Below are 25,241 nucleotides of genomic sequence, written 5' to 3'. Positions count from 1 at the left end.
GCTATATGACGCCAAGCAAATTTTATGAAGAAATTTTAAGAAATAATGTGAGTCGAGGAGTGTTAGTCGTTTAAGTCCAAATAATCGGGGGCCAGTACAAAATGGCTAATTTTGAAACAATACTGGATGATATAAAAGATTTAGATAATTACTTTTATTTCATGAAATATGCTTATAAATATAAGAACGACAAAGAAACTGATATTACAAAAAAGCTTAAAGAAAAATTTCCATACGTTGCAAAAGAAGAAACATTTAATGACATAAAACTTATATCAGGTATTTTAGATGAAAGCGAAATGAAATCTCATATTAGTTCATTGGTTCCGGGCTCTTTTGCTATTTATCAGGAATTTAAACTTATTTCGCCTTATTTTTCAAGAGATGATGATGAACTTTATATCATAGATAATCCCATTTTAAAGGAAAAAGTCTTTAAAGTACCAATGATAAGGGGAAGTGGATGGAAAGGTCTGCTACTTAAGACTGCTTTTAAGATCTTGGAAGATAAATTAGAAAATGGCTATATTTATATTGAAGAAATTATTAATGCGTATAGAAAAATTTATAGAATTTTTGGTACTGGATCTGAAGATTTTAGAAGCTTGAAGGATTTTTTAGATGATTACATAGACAAAAATATTAAGGAAGAATATAAACTTGATCAACTCAAGAAAGAATTAATAAAATATGCACTTTTTGAGTGTGGAGTAAACATTAATATAAAAAAAGAAAATAAAAACTCTTTAGTGGATCAAGTGATTGAACAAATTGAAATAAAAATTAAAAATAGTAATAAGTTAGATATATGTGCTGTTCATAGGGGAAGGTTAGTTTGCTACCCGACTTATTTTAATAATATATCTTTAGAGGTCATAAATCCACATTATAGGAAAACAAAAGCAGGTAATGGCCCTATACACTTTGAAGTAGTGCCAAAAGATGCAAAGGGATATCTACAGCTAATATATATACCATTTGATGCAGTACTTTGTTCTGATGAAGAAATAAAAAATCAGTCAAAAGAAGATTTTGAATTTATAAGAGAGCTTATAAATAAAGCTTTAACTTATTATGGTGTAGGCGCAAAAACAAAACTTGGATGGGGACTTGCTGAATTATTAGAGGAGTTTAAATGTTTCTCTAACATGGAGGGAGTTTGTGAGAATGGGAACTCTTGATTTAAACAATCTTTTAGATAAAAAGACAGAGATAATAAAAGCTGAAGTTGGAGCGCTGCTTTTTAATTTGGGTAAAACACATGCTTTTATTGGCAATTGGAGAAATTACTTTTCTGGTTTAGATGAAAATTGTTTTAAAAACAAATTTGGATATGATGTATTTAAGAGCTACAAAACGTATTTTGAAGAAAAGGATGGAGTAAGGCCTTTTGATTTAGATTTAGAATCTATTGATAAAAAACTAAAAGATTTTATATATAAATTAGAGCTTAACTTTGATTTTTTTGAGGAAAAAGTAAATTTAGTTGATATAATATATGCTGGTGCAGTAGATGATAAAGATCAAAAGAAGTTAGTTAAAGTTTTTTTTAGAGGCTGTGAAAATATAAATTCAGGCATAGATAAAGGGGCACCTAAAGAGCAGCTTGATAAATTATGGATTTCGAATGCTTTTGGAACTTTTAAAGAAGAAGTGAAAAAAAGTAATTTTGATGATGCGCGTATTAACTTCTTTAATAAACTATGGCTTAAATTGTCTTCTCTTGATAATAATCTTGACAATTTAACTCATGAAGATTGGATAAAAATAAGGAGATTTGTATTTTCGGAGATAAAAGAATGGTATTCTCATCTTTTAAGTGATAATAGGTTTCCTGTAAATGATGTTACTTTATGGGATCAGGCATATATGTCAGCATCTTTGTTTAAAGCAGCGGTTGCCGCAATGTGTCTTGATAAAAATAAGTCTACTGATTATGAGACACCTAAAAATATACGATGGAGTATATTAGGAATTCAATATGATAAACTTTCTTTAGTTGATAAATCGCTAAAGACACATTTTATATCGTGGTATAGAGAAAATATTAACAATTGTGATGATGAAGTTAAAAAGTTAATAGAAGAAAAATATACATTGGGCAATGAAATATATAGAGATGAGACAGGTATATACTTTGTTGTACCTGAAAATATTAGTGGCGATGAAGAAGATGATAAATTATATAAACTAAATGATGAAATAAATGTAGTAAAAGAAGATATTATTAAGATATTTGAAGAAATATTCAATGGCGAAATTTATCCAGCTATACTTTTGACAGAGCCGTCAAGAGGTACGATGAATTTAGCAATTCTTGTGGAAAAATCAAAAGAGAACTTTTTTAAACCATGTTTACCTGAAAATTTTAGCAAAAATATATTGGCTAAACGTGATGATAACATATGTGATAAAAACGAAAAAGATAAAAGTTATGACGGATTGTGCAAAATATGCGGTTTGAGGCCTGGAAAGAAAGAAGACGACATGATTTTATGTGATATATGCAGTGATAGAAAAGAATCAAGGATGAAAGAGTGGGTAGAAAACATAGATTATGAGACAATCTGGACAGGAGAACTTCAGGATAAAAAGGGACGTATAGCATTAGTGACTCTGAAATTTGAAATGAAAGAATGGCTAGATGGTGATTTGATTAATAGTTTAGTAATTCGAAATGAAAATTTTTATAATAATATAAAGAATATAATAACACTTTTAAGGAATATGGACACAGTTTATAAAAATTTCATGAATGATGGCAGCTTAAAAATGTTTGAAAACTTTCGTGAAGATAACAAAGAATTAATAAATAAATTTTTAGATTTGTTTGATAAAGGAATTGAGGGCCCATATGTTGGAATTTGTAATAGTGAAAATTTGAGTAGCTTAAAAGAAGAATTAAAAAGATCTTTTGAATGTTTTTATGATTTTCTTAAAGAGATTTTTGATAATATAGATCCAAATTATAAGGATATTAATAATAAAACTATTGATAATAATTCAATTGATCTTATGAATAGGAAAATAAGAATAAACAAAAATTCAAAATGGTTTAATAACGATTATATCCTTGTTAAAGATATTTTTTCTTTTGCATACATAGAAACACAAATTTACGATGTTTTATTAGAGCGTTCTATTGGCGATAGATGGGAAGATTTGATAAATCAAAAAGGAATAGTTGATTTTGAAAATAGAAAGATATGTTGGACCAAGCTTACAGACGATGATATTGAATTTCTTTCAAAAATACTTTTGCAATTTTTGGTTAGAAAGAATCCGTCCCCTGCAAGACTTAGGAGAATTACAGAGACTACTTTGGATTTTTTAAATAACATTAAGAAAGATCTGACATTATTTATGTTTGATGGTGAAAGCAAAAAAGAATGGAGAAGCAAGAGAATTGTCTGGAAGACTAATAATGTTAAAAAAGGTGAGTATCGATATAAAGGGTTAGAATTTATGAGTGATGGAGAAGGTAATGTATATTTAATATCTTCTATAGAACAAGCAGTAGATTTAATTAAGAAAGACGATGTCAAAGAAAAAGAAAAGGAAAAAGAAGATATATATAAAGATATATATAATAAAATAAAATCAAGCGATGTTGATTGGATTAAGGACAAATTGGAACATGTAGAAACAGTAGATGAAGATAAAACAGAAATAACACTTGAAAATGCAAGATATAAAAATTATTTACCATATATTTCGATAATGGATCCAACACCTACTATGTGGCAGTTTATAGTACCGGCCGAATGTGCGCCGCAGGTTATAAAGGAAGTGGAAGAACGTTATAATAGAGAATTTAAATATGTCATTGGCAAATTACCCATGCATATAGGTGTTGTAATACAAGATTATAAAAAACCTTTATATGTTGGACTTAAGGCATTAAGAAATATAAAAAGAGATCTAGAAAATTATGATGACATTAAAATACAAATAAATGCTGAGAAATTAAAAGCGTTTCAAAAAAATAGCTTTCATTACATAAATGGATATGAACAAGCTGAAAAACTTGAAGATGTATACGCTCTTTATGAGATTTGTGATGATAATGGAAAATATAAATTCTATACTAATCCCGAAAAAGATAGTGTATGGCTTGATACTACTGCTAATAAAGCAGAAAGCACAAAGTTTTGTGTATATCCAAATACCTTTGATTTTGAATTTATTGATGTAAATACAAGAAGAAATGATATTTATTATAAATCGGGAAAAAGATTAGATGAAAAAGATAATAGACCATATACACTTGATAAATGGAGATTATTTGAGGAGTTTTTTAAATATTTCAGTAAGGAAGAACGAAAAGCAAAACTTCAAAACCTTGTAAGCTTACTATATTCAAAGTTACAAGACTGGAGAGGAGAAGATGAGGGGTTAAAACAATTTATGCTTTCATCTTTTATAAATATACTCAATTTAAAAGATGAAGAAGATAAAGATAAATTTGCTGCAATTTTTGGAAAGAAAAACTGGAATGACTTTGAGAGAAGTTCATTAAGTGAGTTTAAAACTATTCTAAAAATGTTTATTGATATGTATGAATTTTGGCATAAAGCATTAAAAAAACTTTAGGGGGTTAAAATGATGAGTGATTTAAAAGTATATTCAATGGCATCTGATCCAATATACATTGGCACAGGTGGATACACAATAGGTAGGGTTGATAATACAATAGTAAGAGATCCTATTACAAGGATACCTAAGATTCCTGGTTCAAGCTTTGCAGGTACCATGAGGTTTTATTCGGCATTAAAATTACAGTCAGCTTTTAAAGAGGAGTATAGAATGAACCCATCAAAAAGGAAAGTGATAGATAATTTAGAAAAGTTATTTAATAATAACCTGGAAGAGTGGATGAAGTACGAAGGAAATAAATGGTCTATGATGAAGTGTGCAGGACAGGATGATAAGCCAAATGAGTACTACGAAAATGATGAGGAAATTGAGAAAATGGATTCAAAAAAATCTGGTCATTGTGGGCACTGTATTGTATGCAAGACATTTGGTTATTCAAAGGATAGTAAATCGCAGCAAGGTATTGCCTTTTTCTCTGATCTTAATATAATTTTCTTTCCTGTTTATACACGTGAAGGTATTATGTGGATAACATCTAAGCAACTTTTAGAATTTGCAGAAATTTCTATAGAGGGTGTTGAATTTCCACAAGGTGAAAAAGTCATTGTTGTGCAGAGAAGTGAAAAAAATAAGGAAGGCAATATTAATCTTGGGTGGCTCAACCTTCCATATGAAATTAAGCATTACCCAATTGCGGATGAATTACCGGATGATATCAAGAAATATATACAAAACAAAATTGTTTTAGTTCCAGATGATTTAATATCTCATATAATCAATTCCAACCTTGAAGTAAGGACTTCTGTTTCTATAGATCCTCTTACTGGTGCTTCAAAAGTAGGTGCATTATTTACTTCTGAAGCCATACCAAGAGGAACAGTATTTTACGGTGATATAAGACTTATTGAAAGACCGGTTTCCAACGATATGCCAAGTCTTAGTCAGGTAGAAGCAATGTTAAAGGATGCATCAAGATATTATGAAAGTTTTGGCATAGGTGGCATGGTGACAAGAGGTTTTGGCAGAATGAAGGTATTTATAAGATAGCGATGGTGACAAATCTTATAGTGAAGGAGGAACAAAAAATGAGCAGCAATCTTGATGCAGAGCTTAATAAATTAGGATTTGAAATAGTAGACGGGATATATAAGCAGCAAGATAAACGAATAAGAAAAAATCTAATAAATCATATTGATAAAGCTTTGGGAGTTTTAGCAAACGATGGTGTATATGCCTATTATGTTTACTGTCTAAGCAAAGGCAAAGATGATAAATCCTATAAAGAGATTTTCATTGACAAACCTGTGGCTTCGTTAAAACCTTTTTTGCTTTCAAATAAATATGGTAATATAGGAAATAATGAAGCTAATTATAGAGAAGAAAAATTTTTCGAAAAATTATCAGAGAATTTGCCCGATCTACTTTTTTTCAAAGATGCTCTTGAAAGGGCCCTAATTTATGCTCGATATCATGCGAAAGCACTTGGTGATAAAGATGAGTAAGTGGTACAAACTTGTTTTTAAACAATTAGGTCCATTTCATATAGGAAAATACAACTATGGTGTAGTATCGGAAACAGAATTATTTATTCCTGGATACACTATGTGGGGTGCCCTGGTTAATGATTATGGATTAAAAAATGGTGGAACGGAAAAGGTGTTTAATGATGTTAAAAAGAAATTCGAAATGATAACTTGCTTTTATCCTTATTTTGATGAAAGTAAAGGGCTTTTTCCCAAATTCGAACATGGAAAGTTATATTATGGAGAATATACTGAAGAGGAATTAAGAAGGAAGCTTACTGACACGTTTGTATCAACAGCAATAGTTTCAATTACAAAAAGTGCGAAAGATGAATCACTTCATGAAACAGAAATAATGCTTCCTAAAAGCAAGGATAATAATAAACAGGTTTTTTGGACAGGTCTTATAAAATTGGAAGATGAAAATATACCCCAAAATTATCTATTGAAGGGTCTGGAAATTGTTATTGGTGGCGATGGTAGATATGGGTTTGGAAGATTAGAATTAGACGATGTCCGAGAAATAAAAAAAGAATATCTGGCAAAGTGGCAAATTGATGAGAATGGTTGTTTGATGGAAAACAGTAATAAAATTTACAATTCAATAAGAAATTATATTGAAGTTGGTGGTGTTGACCTGCTTAAAGGGAAATATCGAACTATTGCTGAATTAGATTTCAATAAAATCATGTCGAATAAAAATGATGATCAAGATAATGGTCAAGAGTTTACTTTATGTTTTGTCCCTGGTAGCAATGTTAAAGTAAATAAAAGTGATAAATACTCGCTTAATAAAGGTTTGTTTAAGGAAATAGAATAAAACTATTTTATAAAAAGGGTTTATTAAGCCCTTTTTATAATACATTTTTTAAGAAAAGAAGGATTTTTAGTTGTGGATATAGAAAATAAATGTGTTGATAATAACTTATAAAAATAGTTATGACAAGTAAGAAAACATGAGAGGCCTAACTGGGGGAAGCAAGTTGAGCGGAATAATAAATTCAAATGAGCAATTAGTTGCTAAAATAAATGATGTACTTAAAAATAAAAGTAACAGTGTTGTTGATATAGTTAATGATAAACTAACTTTATCAGTGTTCTCAGAATTAAAAGATAATATGAGAAAGGTCAAAGAGATAAACCTTATTATAAGAGACTCTTCATATATACCATCAGGCAAAGAAATATCTCGGGAGTTTGAAATAAGCCGTTCTGTAAATGATTTGCTTTTTAATTCTTATGATATTATTGAAAAAAATAAACTTGGCCATCTTAATAAAGCTAAAAGCATGTATGATTTTATAGATAAATACGTAAATGTTAGAAAAGTGAAGAATCGCGCAACAGTAAAAAGTAATTTTTTGCTTGTTGATGATGATTATGCAGTTTTTGGTGATTCTTCACTTGAAATAGTAAAGAAAAGGACTTTGGATTTATTTAAGACTATTAATTTAAATGTCGAGTTGACCGATAAGGCCCAAATTGCACAGCTTAAAAAGAATTTCGACTTACTTTGGAACAGTAACGATTTTACAGAAGATTTTAAAAAACAATTGTTGGAAGGGTTGAATTTTATATACAAAGAATATGCCCCAGAATTTTTGTATTTTTTTACTCTTAACGAGCTTTTTGGCAATCAAATAGATGAAAATCTTGAAATATTTGAAAATGACCGAATAGGTTTTAAGGATACAGAGATTTGGAAGAGCCTTTTTAAGTTTCAAAAAGATGCAGTTGTATCTGCAATACGTAAAATAGAAAAGTATAATGGTTGTATTATTGCAGATAGTGTAGGCCTCGGCAAGACCTTTGAGGCACTTGCTGTGATTAAATATTATGAATTGCGCCAGCATAAAGTCTTGGTCTTAACACCGGCAAAGCTTTTTGAAAACTGGGATTCCTTTAGAAATTCGTATATAGATAATCGTTTTGCAAAAGATAGATTTGCTTTTGACATTGTCTGTCACACTGATTTATCGAGACGATATGGAAGAACCCGCAGCGGTCTCGATCTTTCACGCATAAATTGGGGTAATTACGATTTGCTTGTAATTGATGAATCGCATAATTTTAGAAACAGAAGCGACGATCCAGAACGGACGACGCGTTATGGAAGGCTAATTAATGACATTATAAAGAAGGGAATAAAAACAAAAGTCTTAATGCTTTCTGCTACTCCTGTCAATAATTCTTTGACAGACTTAAAGAATCAACTAAGTATTATTAATATAGACAATGATAAAGCTTATGCTGATGAAGGAATACCAAGTACTAGTAATATTTTAAAGAAAGCGCAGAAGGAAATCAACGAGTGGATGGATTCAAGTGATCGGAAGAAAAGCGAACTTTTAGATAGACTTCCGTCAGAGTTTTTCAAATTATTGGAGATGGTAACTATTGCTAGAAGCCGAAAACATATTACTATGTACTACGGTAATGATGATATAGGTAAATTTCCTCAAAAACTACCTCCGGAGACATATCATCCTGAGATAGATACTGAGGAAGAATTACTTAAGTTTAAAGAAACTAATGAACTAATAGAGCGGCTAAAACTAGCAGTTTACTCACCAATGTCATATATAAAACCGGAATATCGTGATTATTACCGTGAAAAGTACCAAACAGTTTATGATGATAGGGTAATATTTTATCACGAACAAAGGGAGCTTATAACGGCAATTCTTCACAGATTTAATTTGTTTAAAAGATTAGAAAGTTCAGTGTTTGCCTTTGGTGAAACGATTAGACGGCTTATTGAAAGAATAGACAGATATATCGAAGTATTGTCTAAAGGATTATCTGATGATATTGAAGTAGATGTCAGTGATGATATGGAGGATGAAGATTTTACTCTTGATTATAAATATGAAATTCATGTAAATCATCTATTAAAGCAGTATTTTATAGAAGATCTGTTGTACGACAGGAATATTCTTGAAAAAATAATGGAGGATGTACAACAAATATTAAATAATAAAAGAGATAAAAAGTTAAAAATTCTTGAAGAAATTATTATAAATAAAATAATAAAAACGCCATACAATGATGGCAACAGGAAAATTCTTATTTTTACTGCCTTTGCTGATACGGCAAATTATCTCTATGATTCCATTGCCGATGAGCTTAAGCGCCATGGGATAAATACAGCTTGTGTGACTGGTTCTGCTGACCCAAGGACTACTCTTGCGGGTATAGGTAGGGATTTTAATACAATACTTAAACATTTTTCTCCACATTCTAAGACTGGAGAGGATCTTCCGAAGGATAAACATATTGATGTTATTATTGCCACAGATTGTATATCTGAAGGGCAGAACCTGCAGGACTGTGATTGTGTTATTAACTATGATATTCAGTGGAATCCTGTTATTTTAATACAGCGGTTTGGACGTATTGACAGAATAGGCAGTAAAAATGAAAAGATTGCAATGATTAATTTTTTTCCGAACATGGATTTGAATGAATATCTACAACTAGAGCAAAGAGTAAAAAAGAAAATGACGGCCGTAAACCTGTCATCAACAGGTGACGAGGATTTGCTTTCACCTGAAATGAATGATTTTTTGTTTAGGAAGAAACAGTTGGAAAGGCTGCAGAAAGAGGTTGTTGATATAGAAGAATTAGATGACAATATATCGCTTACTGATTTAAATATGAATGATTATCTATATGAATTAGCGGGATATATAAAAAAACATCCAGAAATAAATAGGATTCCCCGAGGGATTTACTCTGTTACCAATGGAACAAAGAAGGGCTGCATTTTTTGCTTCAGGCATTTGAATGATAATTCAAAGCCTAAAGGTGACAGCTCAATTTATCCTTATTATCTTATTTATGTAACGGAAGATGGGGAAATACTTTTTGGCAATAGCAGTGCACGTGAGACGCTGAAGGAATTTAGAAAGATTGCTTATGGAAGAGATAAAATTGAACCAGAGCTTTTTGAGATATTTAATAAAAAAACAAAAAATGCAACTGATATGTCTTTTTACTCGAGGCTTCTTAATATGGCTATAGCAGGCATTAAGGGTGAAGAAGACAGGAAGGCTCAGCAAAGTATATTTGACTTTGGCGGGTATAAAAATCAGTTTGAAAATATTGATAGCGATGATTTTGAGCTTGTATCCTTCCTTGTGATTGAGTAAAGGAGGGCTTTTTATGCTGGGAGTACCTGAAAAATATAAGGTTGATAAGAAGTTTGATGCGAAAATCTTTTTAAATTCGGATTTGACGCCTAAGGAAAAGAAAAAGTTCAGGGATGCTGTTCAGGAAGTGGTACTTGAATATCAGATTGCAGGGGAAGAAATACCATCAATTATTAACGATGAATACAACTGTCAGGTGATATTATACTTTGATGTGAAACTTAAAATGCTGAAAGATAGTTCTTTTGTGGGCGAAATAATGCAAAAAGTGATAAAGCCCCTTGCAGTCATAAGGTTTTGGAGTGAAAATGGAGAGTGTATATATTGTTTAGCTTACAAAAGGCTTAATCTGCAAGATAAGGAGCAGATAGTGATTGAGGATACTGTTTATTCGCTGCCAATTTCTATGTATTTGCCGGATGAAAAAGGCAGATTGATAGATGAATACATAGGCTATGAAAAAATTATTAACAGGGCAAATAAGTTAACATTTTATTATGAGATGTTTACAAAAATGATGATTATTGCTAATTTGAATATATGGACCAAAGGACTGGAAGCTCTCAATTCAAAGGTGTATTATAATATAGATGAGTCAATGTACGTTGTGAAGCTATTAAAAAAGATTAAACAGCTTAAATTTAATTTAAAATTAGTAGCAACAATGTCTGAAAAGGCAAGAATAAACGGAGAAATTAAAAGCTGTATTGATACATTAAACGGCTTTATAAAATAGCCAGGAGGCATGAAGGATGGAATTAAAGAAAATATCGCAGGAAATTTACAATCCAGTAAATGAAAATGTAAAAAAGCTTGCAAAACTTTTTCCTGCTGCGGTGAAGGACGGACAGGTTGATTTTGATGCTTTAAAACAGGAACTTGGCCAGTTTGAAGAAGTAGGCAAAGAAAAATATGAACTTACATGGCCAGGGAAGACACTGGCTAAACAGCTGGCTAATTTGGATATAGCAGGAAGGACGCTTAAGTATGTGCCTGAAGACAGTAAGAATCCGGAGACGACGGAGAATTTATACATTGAAGGAGATAACTTAGAAGTTTTGAAACTGCTCAGGAATTCATACTATGGTAGGATAAAGATGATTTATATTGATCCACCGTATAACACGGGAAATGATTTTGTATATAAAGATGATTACAGCAAACTTAAAGAAATAAGCGATATAGAGGAAGGAGAAGTCAGTGAAGATGGGGAGAGGTTGATAAAAAACCAAAGGAGTTCGGCAAGGTTTCACTCTAATTGGCTTAATATGATGTATCCCAGATTAAAAGTAGCAAAGGATTTACTTACAGATGACGGGGTTATTTTTATCAGCATTGATGATAATGAAGTGGATAATCTTAGAATGATTTGTGATGAAATATTTGGAGAGGATAATTTAGTCGGTTTATTTATCAGACAGTCAAAGATTGGCGGTGGAAGTGATAGTAAATACATAGTAAAAGAACATGATTATATTTTAGTTTATTGTAAAGATATTATCTACTTAGACGAAATGTTTATTGAACATGATGAAGAATATTTAAAAAGGTATAAGGAAAAAGATAAATTCGGTAGATATTTTTGGGATACTTTTGCAAGGCCAGGTCTAAAAAATCCTATAAATTACGATATTGTGGCTCCAGATGGAACTATTATAAATGGTGATTGGATACGCTCAAAAGAAAGATTTGAAGAAGATTTAAAAAGCGGAGAAATAAGATTTGTAAAAAAAGATGATGGAAGTTGGTCTATACAATTTAAACAGAGATTGAATGAAAGAGGTAAAAAAGCTAGAAGTCTTACAACTAATTTTGGAGGGACTATTGAAGGAAAACAAGATATTAATGAACTATTTAATAGTGATAAAATTTTTTCTTATCCAAAATCAGTTAAACTTATTTCAAATTTAATAAAACTTCTAAACGATAGTAAAATGATTATTCTCGACTTTTTCTCCGGCTCAGCTACAACTGCACACGCAGTTATGCAGCTTAACGCTGAAGATGGTGGCAACCGTAAGTTTATAATGGTCCAACTTCCTGAACCTTGTGATGAAAAATCTGAGGCCTACAAAGCAGGTTTTAAAAATATATGTGAAATCGGCAAAGAACGCATCCGTCGCGCCGGTGAAAAGATAAAAGAAGAATTCAAGGATAAGGAAGGTATAGAGAACCTTGATGTTGGCTTTAAGGTTTTCCGCGTTGGTGATACAAACATTCGATGGACAAGTGAGGCGATTAAGTCAGGGCAAATCAGAATTGAAGAAAGTTCAGCTACAAAAGATGCCCTTGATTTTAATCCCGGTTTTACTGATATCGATGTGGTATATGAAATTATGCTTAGGCACAGAGATTTCCCTCTTACTTCAAAGATTGAAAAACTATCACACATTGGTGAAAGGACTTACATATTTGCCGACAGTGTTGTAGTTTGCCTTGAAGAAAAGGTGACAAATGAAGTAGTAGATAAAATTGCGGAAATAGAACCAAAGCCTTTAAAAGTCATTTTTCGCGATAGTGCTTTTGATGATGATATTTCATTAAAAATTAATACGATGAATAGATTAGATGTACAATTAAAAAAGCACAACCAAGGCAAGGAAATCTCATATAGAGTTGAGTTTATTTAGAAGAAGGTGACTATATGGCTCATAGAATTGTTTTTAATTTTGATGATAAACTTCCATACCAGCGAAAGGCTATAGATTCTGTTATAGGGTTATTTGAAGGTCAGGACAAGGAACTTGGTGATGTAATATATCGCGGTGCGGTTAAACACATTAAAAAATTATTTGAAGGTGATCCAGTTAGAAACCGTCTTGACTTAGGTCATAGTAAAATACTTGAAAATTTGCGTAATATACAGCATGAGAATATGCTTTTTCCAAGTAGTACTCTCGATTCCGGGTATAACTTTACTATTGAAATGGAAACAGGTACTGGTAAAACATACGTATATTTACGCACTATACTTGAGCTTTATGAAGCCTACAATTTCATGAAGTTTATCATAGTAGTTCCTACAATAGCGATAAGAAAAGGTATAGAGAAAAGTATTGAAATGTTAAGAGATCATTTTAAAACTCTTTATAATGGTTTAGATATATCTAAATATGCTTTTGTCTATGATTCAAGCAATATGGGAAAGTTAGATGATTTTGTGGAAGCAAGGGATTTGCGCATCGCTATAATGAATATCCAGGCTTTTAATAAAGATACCAATAAGATACGAAAGGAAGACGAAAGAGGTAAAATACTTTGGGAAATGCTTAAATATGTGAATCCTATTGTTATTATTGATGAGCCTCAAAGGCTTGAAGGAAGTGGAAGGCGAAAAAGTGCCTCTTTGCAAGCGATTGAAGAATTGAACCCATTGTTTATTTTAAGATATTCGGCTACACACAAGAAGCTTTACAATCAGGTATACAAACTGGATTCGTACGAAGCATATAATCAAGATCTTGTGAAAAAGATTGAAGTTAAAACGGTATACGGCAGCATCAGTAAAGAGTATAATTATGTTCGCTATGTAGAGTTTACAAAAGATTTTAAAGCTAAAATAGAGATTTTTTGTAGTGAGCATGGTAAAGGCATAAGACTTAAAACTTTCAATGTACTTAAAGGGGCCAGTCTATATGAATTGTCAGGGGGTCTTCCACAGTATAGAAATATGATTGTATTGGAAGATCCGCATAAAATAAACGGACTAAAAATAGGCAGCGGTGATAATGTACTTGTACTTAAAGAAGGTGAGAACAATTACGATGTCGATGAATTAGATTTAATAAGGATACAGATAAGGCTTACTATACAGGCGCACTTTCAAAAACAGCTAAAAATCCTTGAGAAAGGTTATAAAATAAAAGTTTTATCGTTATTTTTCATTGATGCGGTCAAAAACTTCCGCGATAGTGAGTCACCTGATGGAAGAGGAATTTACGCTAAAATTTTTGATGAAGAGTACGAAAGAATTATCCATGACCCAAGGTACAACGAAGTATTTAAGAAATATCCTGAGCTATTCCCGGAATATAAGAATGTTCAAAAGGTGAGAGAAGGGTATTTTGCAAGGGACAAGAAGAATAACGAAATAGAAATTGAAGACTTTGATTGGTCAAAAGATGAATTACAGATGAAGGCTAAATCGCAGGAAGACATTGAAAGAGGAATTCAACTTATCCTTGAAAAAAAGGATGAACTTATATCCTTTGAAGAACCTTTGGCTTTTATTTTCTCACATTCAGCCCTAAGAGAAGGATGGGACAACCCTAATGTATTTCAGCTTTGTACACTGAAAAAGGGAAGCTCGGAGATTGCAAAAAAACAAGAGATAGGGAGAGGTTTGAGGTTGCCTGTTGATATATACGGCAATAGGTGCTTTGACAGTGATATAAATGTTTTGACTGTTGTGGCTAACGATTATTATGACCATTTTGCCGAAATGCTGCAGAAAGACTTCAATGATGAAGCCGGTTTTGATAAAGAAGAAGTGACTTATGATGTTATATACATGACACTCGAAGAAGCTGGTGTTCCAAAAGATATGCTTGTAGCAGAAACGATAGAAGCTTTTAAATCAGAATTAGTTAAAGCTGGGATTATTGATGCAAAGAATAATGAACTGACAAAAGATGCTGCGGAGATTTTATACTATGAATTTGAAAATCCTGTGTTAAAAACTTATGAAAAGAGCATTAAAGAAAAGTTTGTTGAGAAAATGCAAGAAAAAGGTAGCAAAAGAATTGAAATTAAAAACGGCGATGAAGAGCCTGTTCCTAATGGTTATCATAGTTTTGTTACAGAAAGGGAATTTCAGAAATTATGGAATGAATTGCGTGAACGCATTGTGAAAAGGACCGTATATAAAGTTAAAATAGATAGTGAACAATTTATTTCTGAGTGTATTTCTGAAATTAACGATAATTTGAAATTTAAAACGCTACGGCGGGAATTTATGGTGGCAGAGGGAAGAGCTGAATATGGTGATTCAAGAATGTTTAAATTAGCTGATGCGGCTGAAACGAGCATATCTTTAAAAGATGAAGGCATTGAGGTCACTAAAACGGATTTTGAAATTGTAAATTATTTAATGCACCATACCATGCTTCCTAGAAAAGCTATTTTTAAAATTATTGCTGGTTTAGAAAATAAGAGATTGCTGCAAAAACAGGCTGTACTGGATGAGGTTATGAAATTGATATTAGATAAGCTTACAGAATATGAGGTAAAAAATATTGATTATGAGGTAATTGACGGATATGTATTTCAAGAAAATACAATATTTGCTGTTGAAGAGATTGAGCGCTATATGCTTGATAATAAACGTGTTTATAAGACTAATGAAGACTATAAAAAGGCTTTATATAAATATATTAAAGTTGACAGTGACGGCGAGTATGAATTTGCCAGAAGTTTAGATACAGATCCGGATGTACTGCTCTTTACAAAATTGAAAAAAGGTGGTCTTACGATTGATACTCCTTATGGCAATTACTCTCCTGATTGGGCAGTTATTTACAGGATAGATGACACAAACGCCAAACTGTATTTTATTGTAGAAACTAAATGCGATAAAGAAAAGAAAGACTTGACACGGGTTGAAGATGCTAAGATAAAATGTGCTAAGAAGCATTTTGCAAAAGTTTCAGATGACATCGCTTTTGATTGGGTTGATGGCTATAGGAGATTTAAGGAAATAGTAAGTCAAGAATCAGCAAAAAGGACTGGAACATAAATTTTCAAGAATAATTAATAAATACACAATGGGCTTACATTAATTGCAGATTTTTAGATATAGCTTATGGCTTTATAGAAGCATTTAGATGTGTGTGTTTTAGCCTACCTATGCAAGAAGTTGATAAAACAAAATAAAAAACCAACGAAAATCAAAGTAGAAAAAAGTCTTTGGAGGGTGATAGACCAGTGAGGTATCATGTTAAAAATATTAGCATATTTTTCATTATGAGTGTTATTTTATTTGTGCTGGTATCTACAAATGCGTATGCAGGTCAGAATATAAAAGTATATATAGATGGTGAACCCCTTACGACCGCACAGCCGGCAGTTATAAAGGACGGCAGCACAATGGTTCCTTATAGGGATATTTTTGAAAAACTTGGAGCCAGTGTGGATTATAATGCTGATACCAAGGTGGTAACAGGATTCAGAGGGAAAGAAAGAATAGAGCTGAAAATAGGTGACATAAATGCATACGTAAATGGTGTCAAAAGACAGTTAAGTAATGCACCATATGTAGTCAATGGACATACTATGGTTTCTTTAAGGTTTGTCTCTGAGGCACTGGGTGCAGATGTCAAATGGGACAACAGCACGTATACGGTAAACATATCAACCGCACCATATAGAGGATACATACTTGGCTTTTATGCAGTAAGGTCGTATCCGCAATTTGAAAGGAGAGCTGGCAGCTTTTCCGAGGCGTCTACATTGTGGTTTAATGTGGATAAAGATGGCAGTATTAAGCAGTCATTACCTGATGGCTATGAAAATGTAAGTGCCATTGCAGATGAAAGTAATACAAAACTTTCTGCTATGTTTTTTGGCAGCAGGGAAACAGTGAGCCCTGTCCTTGCAGATGCTAACCTGCGCAGTTTTCTTGCTAAAAATATTGTGGATACTTCTGTTATGTATAAATACGATGGTATAAATATAGATTTTGAAGGGCTCGAAAGTAATGACAGGGATAATTTTATCTCATTTCTGAGGGAACTGAAGGGTTATGCCACTGAAAGCGGCCTGAAATTGACCGTATCATTACATGCAATGACAGAAGCGACAACATGGTACCAGGGTTATAATTTTAAAGAGATAGGAAACATAGCCGATGACGTTGTCCTCATGGCCTATGATTACCATAATCCTTCTACAACATCTGGACCTATTGCACCATACTGGTGGGTTAATGATGCCATTGAGTATGCTATTGACAATGGTATACCTGCAGAGAAAATCCTGCTTGGCATAGGCTTTTATGGTTATGACTGGAGTGACGGGGGCTCTGCAAGTACACTTACGATAGATGAGGTAATAAATAAGCTTGGCGGTATGCAGTACAATTTTGATTCTAAAAACCTATCACCATACTTTGAATATGTGGAAAATGGTGTGAAACACATCATATGGTTTGAAGATGGTGACAGTATAGATTTGAAGTTGAAGCTAATAAGAATGTATGGACTCAAAGGTGCCGCATTCTGGAGAATTGGTACAATTTCTGAAAGCCAGATGCCTGGTTTCAACATGTGGGATGTCATCAATAAGAATTTAGCCAAATAGTAAAAACCCATAGCCATTGATATCATAAATTTTGTTAAAAAGCCCCATGAAAGGGGCATTTATTTTTACCTATTTTTCTATAAAGAGCCTTTTAACTTTTATTTTGAAGCAATATATTTAATGAAGTCAATAACCCTGTTGCAGTATCCATACTCATTGTCGTACCATGCCAGCATCTTTACCATATTTCCATCAACCACCATGGTGGAGAGAGAGTCTATTATTGCAGAATGTGGGTTACCCTTAAAATTTACTGATACCAGCGGCTTTTCACAATAAGACAATATTCCTTTATACGGTCCATCTGCCATCTCTTTTAGATATTCATTTATCTCCACCACATTTGTCTGCTTGCATATCATTATGTTTAGGTCTGCTAAAGAAACTGCAGATGTGGGCACCATAAGAGATATCCCGTTAAATTTCCCCTGCAGTTCCGGAATAATTGTGCCTATGGACCTGGCAACGCCTGTGGTCGTAGGTATTATAGAAAGGTTTGCTGCAGTTGCCATTCTACGGTCTATATGTGAAATATCTAAAGTGCTGTTGTTAACAGTATAGGGATGAATGATGGTAATATTGCCTTTTATAATGTGAAACTTTTTATGCATTATTTGTGCAATTGGAGCAAGACAATTGATGGCACACGAGGATAAGGATATGATGTTATGTTTTTCGGGATTATATGTATTATGGTTAACCCCCATTACAATAGTGGCATCTACGTTGTCAGCAGGAGAAGTAATCACTACTTTTTTGGCCCCGGCATATATGTGTTTGCCTGCTGCGTCATTAGAGTTTGACTCACCTGAGGCCTCAATAACCACATCTATATTAAGATCCCTCCATGGTAGCTTTGAAGGGTCATTCTCCTGAAAATATAATATTTCTTTTCCGTCAATAACAAGAGACCTATCAGTATATTTAACATCGCCTCTGTAGACCCCATATAGAGGGTCATACATAAACAGGTGGGCATCCATCTCAGGATTACCGGTACTGTTTATGGCAACAACATCAATGTCCTCTTTGTTTTCTGATATAATCCTAAGTATATCGATACCAATCCTATCAAGTCCATTAATAGCAATCCTTGTACTCAACTTTACTCCTCCATTTCTATATATTATTTCTACATTTCATTTATTGATACTAAAGATTTTCCAACCCTATCGTGGTCAACACTTTTATACCTGCAGTTTTTGGATTCAGGTAAATTATTTTTTAAAGGCACCAGCTGTTTAAATTTCATATCAATCCCTCCGTATGTGACATGTTATTTTTTATTATACATCAAAATATACGGTATATATATTATATAGACCATACTATATAATATATATATTCTATATAGGGCATAAAATTCCTTCATATAGAGAAAAATTTATAAATGACTTTTACAATGTGTCATACTTAAAAATATAAAGATGTTAATATTCAGTGTAAACTGTATTTAAACAATTATCTAAAAAGATGCAGGACTTTTTATTTTTTTGTAGAATTTTTTCTATAACGTCCATATTTTGACATGTGGATATGTTATTATAGATGTAGCAAGGGGGGATAGTTATGAATATTGTCATATCAACCAGAAACGATGTCTGGCTCAACAATGCACTTACCAATTTCTATCGTATGGTAAATGATATACAAAAAAACTACAGCAGTATATGCACAGGTAGAATATTTCCGGATAGAGTTGAGATAGAGGTACATGATGAGGATAAATTTGTTGAGCTTTTTATGCAGAAGATCTTTGACGATAGGGATAGGTATATTTTTGTTGAGCGTGAAAAGAATGGAGTATCTTCAAATACGCGTAAGGATTATATATGTCTGCAATATGGATCCAAAGTAGAAGGCAGAAATGTTCTTAAAGAAAGCACCTACAGTCCTGCTGACAGTAATACGGTTATAAAAAATTTTCTGGACCAGTACAGAGTCATAAATGGGAAAAGGAAAAAAGAGAGGTGTATTTTGTGCGGTGAGGAATATGTTAAACCAAGAAATTCCGATGGTTTGAAACAAGCAGTATATCCTCTATCTACACGTAATAAAGCAATGTCAAATATAAGGACTGATTTTTACAAAGAAAATGGGAGTATGCCAAGAGAGTATTTTAAGAATGTATGTCCAACGTGTTATATCATGGGCGTCCTTGAATGGTGCGATCCAGCTCATGTATTTTTAACGAGGTTTGACAAGGGAAGTTCTTACCTTTTAATTCCTGAAGTCGCCCGATTGGATGAGCTCTATGATTTTAAAGAATTTTATTCAAAGACCTTATACGTAGACAACCTTGTATCAAGTTTGAAAATAAAGGTAAATAGAAATGGTGAAGAGCGTGATGAATATGCTTACGGCGGCTACAGCCTGCTTTTGGCTTTCCTTGAAGAGGCATATTCCCAATATTATATGTTTGAGGATAGACCTGATACCCTGTATTTTAATGACTGGCTGATGATGGAGATACCATCCGGTAATATGAGGGATGTAAGACCCACTGAAATTGACATTGACAGGGAGATTTTGGACGTTATATATGGGTGTGTAGATAAAAATGTGTATGCTTTCAAAGGGGTTATTGATAATATAAGGGTAATAAAAGGTGATGGCAGCTTTGACTTTAGTGTAGAGCCTGAGGTTAAAGAACAGATGAGCTATTGTTTTTTGAGAGACGACTTTGATGGTTTTGCTCATGCTGTGTCGCCTTCAGGTTCATCTAATGTGATTTTTTTGGGTAAAGATTATAATAATTTAACCAATTTTATTAAACTTTGGAGGTGGGAAAAATTGAAACTATCTGATGACGATTACAAAACCACACAGCAGGTAGCAGCCATAATAGCCAGGGTGGCGGAGCAGCATTCTAATCTTTTGTTCCGTTTGGACAGGGTAAGAAGTATATCGGATTTACTTGACCTGTTGAGAGAGGTTGGCAGGAGATTTATATTCCTGGAGGAAAAAGATCGAAGGTATCTGAGTCCGGGTGCCTTGGATAGGGTTGTTGAGATTTTATCCAAGAGAGAAATTGATGGGAGTGAATTCGACGATTTTAAAAATACCCTTGCAATTCTTTCCTATGCCTATGTAGGTCGGAATATGAAATTTGTAGATAGCAAAGAGGAGGTATCAGTAAATGATTAAGTCAATAAATCTTTCATGGGTTTCTCAAACATCACTTACAAACCTTAATTCGGGCGAAGGTGGCAGTAATTATATTGATGTTAAAAAATATAAATGGCAGGGAGAAGAGTACCCATATGTTAGTGGCCAGGCCATGAGGTTTTATTTGAAAGAAGCCATAAGAAGGCAGGAAGATTATAAACTTTCATGTATACCTAACGATAAGGGTGAAAGTTGTGGCGACGTGGAAAATTGCCAGCTATGTGATCTGTTTGGATTCATGACTACGAAGAAAAAAGAGGGAAGGTCAAAAGGCAATGCTATGATACGTGTATCTCCTGTAAAGGTATCACCGGCTATTGGCCTGCTCCCATTTGATGAAAACAGCAATGTAGATTTTCTTACAAGGAAGAAGCGGGATACACTGAATACCACCGAGCTTGGGGGAGATATAGTCAATGTGGAAATGGGAATGAATATTTACAAATGTGGTATAGCGATCGACGTCGTAAGGATTGGCAGAGAAGAGGTTATTGCTGAGGGAGAAAGAAGGACACTGAAACTGACAGATTTGATAAACGAAGAGGAGAGGAAAAATAGGATTATCAATGTAATGAATGCGGTTTTAAATATAGCCGATTATTCAAAACAGGCCAGGCTTCTTACTGATTTTACACCAGATTTTCTTATCTGCTCAGCACAGAATGTATATAATCATAAGCTTCAGAAAGCGATTGAGATGAACGATATAGCTCTGAATATTCAAAGGTTTAAAGAGGTAATAAAAGAGGTTATTGATGAGGGCGGCACGGTATATGTTGGAATGAGGGCAGGGCTTTTTGAAAATGAAGAAGAAATTATCGATGCATGTAGAGGTCTTGGAATTGAAGTAAAACAGCCAAATGAGGTTATTAAAGAAATATCAAAGAAGGTTACTGAGGATGTGATTTCTTAAAATGAGAGGTATACGTTTTAGACTGGAGACTCCCTACTTTGCAGCATTCAGAAAACCGGTGTCTACCAGTGCTTTAGATACCTACCCTGTTCCTCCGATAACTACAATAAAAGGTCTGGCTGCGTGTGCCCTTGGCATGAAGAGAGATGATTTTGAATTTTTGGATGAAGTTAGGGTTGGCTTAAGACCTGTATATGTAGAGAAACCCGTTAAAGAGAAAGCCCTTTTGATAAAAAATGCTTTAACCCCGAAAGACAATATTAAAGCATTCTGGTCCTCACCCTTTTGGAGGGATTTCTTGGTAAAGCCCTCGTATTTGGTGTATGTAGGTGGAAGTGACTCCCTTATTGATGAACTGCTATATGGACTGCAAAACCCGGCCAGGCCGCTCTATATTGGACAGTCTGATGACATGGTTATCATAGAAGATTTAGTTGCCATGGATATAGAGAGGGTTTTCAGTTTGGTAGCACACTCTATAGTTGAAGGGATATATCCTGGGTGCGAGCTGATGAAATTGCCATTAAAATTTGAGAATGATGGTAATACCCTTATATATACACAAACCCTTTCAATTCCATACAATGGAGAGATTAGACTTGACAGCGAAAAGGAACTATATAAATTTGGCGATGAATATGTAGAGCTTTTTTGAGGAGGAGTAGATATGGGCCTGGCCAAGAGAACCTTAAAAGATGGTAGGCCGTATTTTCAGACACTTGAAGGGCATACAACGGATTCCTTAATGATATTAAAAGTGTATATTGAAGAATGCAGTAAATCCATAGATATATTTTGTAGAAGATGGGATATAGATAAAGACCTGTTGTTAAAAAATTTGTTTGAGATGGTTGCTCTCCATGACATTGGTAAGCTTACCAGGGAATTTCAAAAAAACATTAAGGTGGGGAAATCCTCCAGTGATTTTCCCCATCCTCTCTCATCAGTGCAGATACTCATAAATATGACAAAATATAAAATCCTCACTCCCATAAAAGAATATTACAGAAGTGAAGATTTGAGTCTTCCAGAGGTTGTAGCCATACTCTGCCATCATACCCAACCTCACAACGGCATATATGATGGGTATATAGAGGATGCACATGTTTTAGAAGATAAGGTTAATGACTTTCTACATGGGATAAATAATATTAAAAGAAAGATTAGTTTTAACATTAAAGATGATATTGAATGGGACAAAGTATATATAAAAGGGTTAAACACCTTTGATTTTGTTAATCAGAGATTTAAAAGATACAAATTAAAATGGAATAAACTTTTAAAAGCTCTGAATGAAAGTAAACCAGAGCTTAAGGCATATTTTTCATTTATTTTTTCCATATTGCAGCTGTGCGATGATTATTCCAGCGCAAATTTTACAGCATATATAGAAAACAATATTAACGATGAAAGTCCCTCAATTTTTGAAAATGTGATGTCCGAAGAGGATGCCTTGCAATATATATTCAACTTTCCTCATATAGAATTTGAAGATATATTTAGAGGGCATAAGCCCTATGCATTTCAAGAGCAGGTTTATAATTTGGAGGCTGATAATCAAATTTTATTTGCTCCTTGTGGTAGAGGCAAAACAGAGGCAGCTCTGGCATGGGCTAAAAGCTTATCGGACAGGAATAGGATAAACAGACTTATATTTGCATTACCTACCCAAATCACCAGCAATGCTATGTATGAGAGGCTTACAGAGATATTTGGGAGTGAAAACGTCGGACTTTATCATTCACGAAGTTTGAGCTACTATAAGGATATGATGGAAGACGAGGACTTAAAATATCAGGAAATAATGAAAGAGAAAAACTTCCAATCAAAAGTATTCTTAAAACCAGTTATGGTTACAACTATTGACCACTTAGTATACAGCATGATCCACGGGTTTAGCCAGGCTGACTTTACATTGGGAAATGTTCAAACGTCAGGTATAGTATTTGACGAGGTGCATTACTATGAGAAGGACACCCTTTCTCATCTTATACAGATTTTTAGAATACTAAATGAAATGAAGATCCCACATTTCCTCATGAGTGGTACTTTTCCCGAGCTCATTTTGCGGGAGATAAAGGACGCCATAGGAAATATTCCATACAAGATTGTAAGAGATGATGAAGGTCTGCAATTTACACCGTTCCTGATAAAAAAAGAAAATAAATGTCTTATATATAAGGATAAGGATGAATACAAAATAAATGAAGATTTCTTAAGGAATATTATAGATGGTTATGATAGTGGATTAAGGCAGTTTATAATTGTGAACACTGTAAGACGTGCACAGGAGATATATAAAAGGATAAGAGAGGAGTTACCCGCTGGTAATATTGAATTGTATCATTCCAGGTATACTGGCTATGATAGGAAAGAAAAAGATAAAAAAATTTTAAAAAACAAAAAAATACGCCCCTATGTTCTTGTAAGTACTCAGGCAGCAGAGATAAGTCTGGACATTTCATCTGAAAGACTTTATACAGAATTAGCTCCTGCCGATGCCATCGGGCAAAGAGGTGGAAGACTTAACAGGGGTGCATTTTCCTTTGAGACTGAGTATGGAACAGCCGAAATGATTGTTTATGATGTGTATAATTTCCTCCCATATGCTACTTCACAGCAAAATGATATGAATTATGTCATATTAAAAACAAAAGATTTACTACCCCAATTTGGCCCTATAAGTTATTATGCTATAAAAGAAATATGTGACAATGCTTATAATGATGTGAAATTACTGTTTTCTGAGCTGTATAGCATATTTAATGAATGTACACTATTTGGATATAACTACAAAGAAATAGCCAGAAATGAAGAAAACGGTCTGGTATTCAAATTTCGTTCAGATAATTTTGCTACTCTTGACGTAGTGCCATATGATGTAACAGGAGAAGATGAGGAGAAAATATTTGATTATGATAATATAGTAAAAATACCCTTATGGTGGCTTAAGGCTAATCCAGATAATTTCAGTATAAGGGAAAGAGACAGGAAAAAAATACTTGTATGTTTTATGAGGTATGACAGTGATTACGGATTTGATGAATCATCTATAAATGAACCTGGTGATGAACATGGAAATATTGACTAATGAAGTGAAAATAACCGGCGTAAAGATAAACTATTTTTTCTATTGTAAAAGACAACTTTGGTTTTTTACACATCATATAAACATGGAAAGTAATTCCATAGATGTTGAAATCGGGAAAGAAGTTCATGAAGAGTACTTTAATAGAAACAAAAAGGAAATAGCAATTGATGAGATCATTGCCGTTGATTTTGTGGATAATAATGGTATAATACATGAAACCAAAAAAGGGAAAAAATTAGATAGAGGTGACAAGTATCAAATACTTTATTATATATATTACCTGCAAAATAAGGGTGTAAAGAACAGTAAAGCAGTAGTACATTTTCCACTTTATAATAAAAAAGAAGAACTTGAACTCCAGGATAATGACATAAGAGTACTTAAAAATGCTTTCAAAGAAATAACCGAAATAGAGAAATCAGATAAGCCCATTGAAGTCCAAAAAATGTCCAAATGCAACAGGTGTAGCTATTATGAACTATGTTTTAGCTGAGGGGAATCAT

At 33.2% G+C, this 25,241-nt stretch carries 16 protein-coding genes; 15 read left to right on the top strand and 1 reads right to left on the bottom strand.

Features of this window, described 5'->3' with window-relative positions; translation table 11 throughout:
- Positions 1–101: 101 nt before the first annotated feature.
- The 10 genes from FWJ32_RS08890 to FWJ32_RS08845 all read left to right on the top strand — a co-directional run bounded on the left by FWJ32_RS08890 (position 102) and on the right by FWJ32_RS08845 (position 17,566).
- A complete protein-coding gene (locus tag FWJ32_RS08890; protein ID WP_149545599.1) occupies positions 102–1,181 on the top strand; it encodes an RAMP superfamily CRISPR-associated protein in 1,080 nt (359 codons plus the stop codon).
- Positions 1,168–4,593: a CRISPR-associated protein Csx11 gene (locus FWJ32_RS08885; RefSeq protein ID WP_149545598.1), complete on the top strand. Its 3,426-nt coding sequence runs from the start codon at positions 1,168–1,170 to the stop codon at positions 4,591–4,593. Before FWJ32_RS08890 ends, FWJ32_RS08885 begins: the two co-directional genes overlap by 14 nt.
- 12 nt (positions 4,594–4,605) lie before the next feature.
- Positions 4,606–5,643, top strand: a complete 1,038-nt coding sequence (locus FWJ32_RS08880; RefSeq protein ID WP_203227647.1) for an RAMP superfamily CRISPR-associated protein — start codon at positions 4,606–4,608, stop codon at positions 5,641–5,643.
- 38 nt (positions 5,644–5,681) lie between these two features.
- On the top strand, positions 5,682–6,098 hold the full coding sequence (locus FWJ32_RS08875) for a hypothetical protein (RefSeq protein ID WP_149545596.1): 417 nt from the start codon (positions 5,682–5,684) through the stop codon (positions 6,096–6,098).
- Positions 6,091–6,939, top strand: coding sequence for a hypothetical protein (locus FWJ32_RS08870; protein ID WP_149545595.1), 849 nt, complete (start codon positions 6,091–6,093; stop codon positions 6,937–6,939). Before FWJ32_RS08875 ends, FWJ32_RS08870 begins: the two co-directional genes overlap by 8 nt.
- A gap of 163 nt (positions 6,940–7,102) precedes the next feature.
- The gene (locus FWJ32_RS08865) at positions 7,103–10,270 is read left to right on the top strand and encodes a helicase-related protein (RefSeq protein WP_149545594.1); all 3,168 of its coding nucleotides are present in this window, start codon (positions 7,103–7,105) and stop codon (positions 10,268–10,270) included.
- A 13-nt stretch (positions 10,271–10,283) separates the two neighbouring features.
- Entirely contained in the window at positions 10,284–11,006 is a 723-nt protein-coding gene (locus tag FWJ32_RS08860) for a DUF4391 domain-containing protein (protein WP_149545593.1), read from the top strand.
- Between the two features lie 16 nt (positions 11,007–11,022).
- The gene (locus tag FWJ32_RS08855; protein ID WP_149545592.1) at positions 11,023–12,900 is read left to right on the top strand and encodes a site-specific DNA-methyltransferase; all 1,878 of its coding nucleotides are present in this window, start codon (positions 11,023–11,025) and stop codon (positions 12,898–12,900) included.
- A 14-nt stretch (positions 12,901–12,914) separates the two neighbouring features.
- The gene (locus tag FWJ32_RS08850) at positions 12,915–16,004 is read left to right on the top strand and encodes a restriction endonuclease (protein ID WP_149545591.1); all 3,090 of its coding nucleotides are present in this window, start codon (positions 12,915–12,917) and stop codon (positions 16,002–16,004) included.
- Positions 16,005–16,192: 188 nt separating this feature from the next.
- The gene (locus FWJ32_RS08845) at positions 16,193–17,566 is read left to right on the top strand and encodes a glycosyl hydrolase family 18 protein (protein WP_238988841.1); all 1,374 of its coding nucleotides are present in this window, start codon (positions 16,193–16,195) and stop codon (positions 17,564–17,566) included.
- 98 nt (positions 17,567–17,664) lie between these two features.
- On the opposite strand, the gene FWJ32_RS08840 is transcribed toward FWJ32_RS08845, so the two are convergent.
- On the bottom strand, positions 17,665–18,669 hold the full coding sequence (locus FWJ32_RS08840) for a type I glyceraldehyde-3-phosphate dehydrogenase (RefSeq protein WP_149545589.1): 1,005 nt from the start codon (positions 18,667–18,669) through the stop codon (positions 17,665–17,667).
- A gap of 466 nt (positions 18,670–19,135) precedes the next feature.
- Here FWJ32_RS08840 and FWJ32_RS08835 point away from each other — a divergent pair, with 466 nt between their 5' ends.
- Genes FWJ32_RS08835 through cas4 form a run of 5 tightly spaced genes read left to right on the top strand, consistent with a single transcriptional unit; the run spans position 19,136 to position 25,231 of the window.
- Entirely contained in the window at positions 19,136–20,713 is a 1,578-nt protein-coding gene (locus tag FWJ32_RS08835) for a hypothetical protein (RefSeq protein ID WP_149545588.1), read from the top strand.
- Complete coding sequence (gene cas7i / locus FWJ32_RS08830) at positions 20,706–21,647, top strand: type I-B CRISPR-associated protein Cas7/Cst2/DevR (RefSeq protein ID WP_203227646.1); 942 nt, start codon at positions 20,706–20,708, stop codon at positions 21,645–21,647. The genes FWJ32_RS08835 and cas7i overlap by 8 nt, the downstream gene beginning before the upstream one ends.
- Position 21,648: 1 nt before the next feature.
- Positions 21,649–22,302, top strand: a complete 654-nt coding sequence (gene cas5, locus FWJ32_RS08825) for a CRISPR-associated protein Cas5 (RefSeq protein WP_149545587.1) — start codon at positions 21,649–21,651, stop codon at positions 22,300–22,302.
- A gap of 12 nt (positions 22,303–22,314) precedes the next feature.
- Positions 22,315–24,738, top strand: a complete 2,424-nt coding sequence (gene cas3 / locus FWJ32_RS08820) for a CRISPR-associated helicase Cas3' (protein WP_149545586.1) — start codon at positions 22,315–22,317, stop codon at positions 24,736–24,738.
- Positions 24,722–25,231 carry a CRISPR-associated protein Cas4 gene (cas4, locus tag FWJ32_RS08815; RefSeq protein WP_149545606.1) on the top strand — a complete coding sequence of 170 codons (510 nt, stop codon included), beginning with the start codon at positions 24,722–24,724 and terminating at the stop codon, positions 25,229–25,231. Before cas3 ends, cas4 begins: the two co-directional genes overlap by 17 nt.
- The last annotated feature ends 10 nt before the right edge of the window (positions 25,232–25,241 follow it).

It is taken from the genome of Calorimonas adulescens (assembly GCF_008274215.1).
Classification (GTDB): Bacteria; Bacillota; Thermoanaerobacteria; order Thermoanaerobacterales; family UBA4877; genus Calorimonas; species Calorimonas adulescens.
Note: the sequence above shows the minus strand (reverse complement) of the source record. Positions and strands in the feature narration are given on the sequence as shown.

Excerpts from the sequence above, each read along its gene's own strand:
- FWJ32_RS08890 (WP_149545599.1), top strand. The coding sequence starts at position 102 with ATGGCTAATTTTGAAACAATACTGGATGATATAAAAGATTTAGATAAT.
- FWJ32_RS08885 (WP_149545598.1), top strand. The coding sequence starts at position 1,168 with ATGGGAACTCTTGATTTAAACAATCTTTTAGATAAAAAGACAGAGATA.
- FWJ32_RS08880 (WP_203227647.1), top strand. The coding sequence starts at position 4,606 with ATGAGTGATTTAAAAGTATATTCAATGGCATCTGATCCAATATACATT.
- FWJ32_RS08875 (WP_149545596.1), top strand. The coding sequence starts at position 5,682 with ATGAGCAGCAATCTTGATGCAGAGCTTAATAAATTAGGATTTGAAATA.
- FWJ32_RS08870 (WP_149545595.1), top strand. The coding sequence starts at position 6,091 with ATGAGTAAGTGGTACAAACTTGTTTTTAAACAATTAGGTCCATTTCAT.
- FWJ32_RS08860 (WP_149545593.1), top strand. The coding sequence starts at position 10,284 with ATGCTGGGAGTACCTGAAAAATATAAGGTTGATAAGAAGTTTGATGCG.
- FWJ32_RS08855 (WP_149545592.1), top strand. The coding sequence starts at position 11,023 with ATGGAATTAAAGAAAATATCGCAGGAAATTTACAATCCAGTAAATGAA.
- FWJ32_RS08850 (WP_149545591.1), top strand. The coding sequence starts at position 12,915 with ATGGCTCATAGAATTGTTTTTAATTTTGATGATAAACTTCCATACCAG.
- FWJ32_RS08835 (WP_149545588.1), top strand. The coding sequence starts at position 19,136 with ATGAATATTGTCATATCAACCAGAAACGATGTCTGGCTCAACAATGCA.
- cas7i (WP_203227646.1), top strand. The coding sequence starts at position 20,706 with ATGATTAAGTCAATAAATCTTTCATGGGTTTCTCAAACATCACTTACA.
- cas5 (WP_149545587.1), top strand. The coding sequence starts at position 21,649 with ATGAGAGGTATACGTTTTAGACTGGAGACTCCCTACTTTGCAGCATTC.
- cas3 (WP_149545586.1), top strand. The coding sequence starts at position 22,315 with ATGGGCCTGGCCAAGAGAACCTTAAAAGATGGTAGGCCGTATTTTCAG.
- cas4 (WP_149545606.1), top strand. The coding sequence starts at position 24,722 with ATGGAAATATTGACTAATGAAGTGAAAATAACCGGCGTAAAGATAAAC.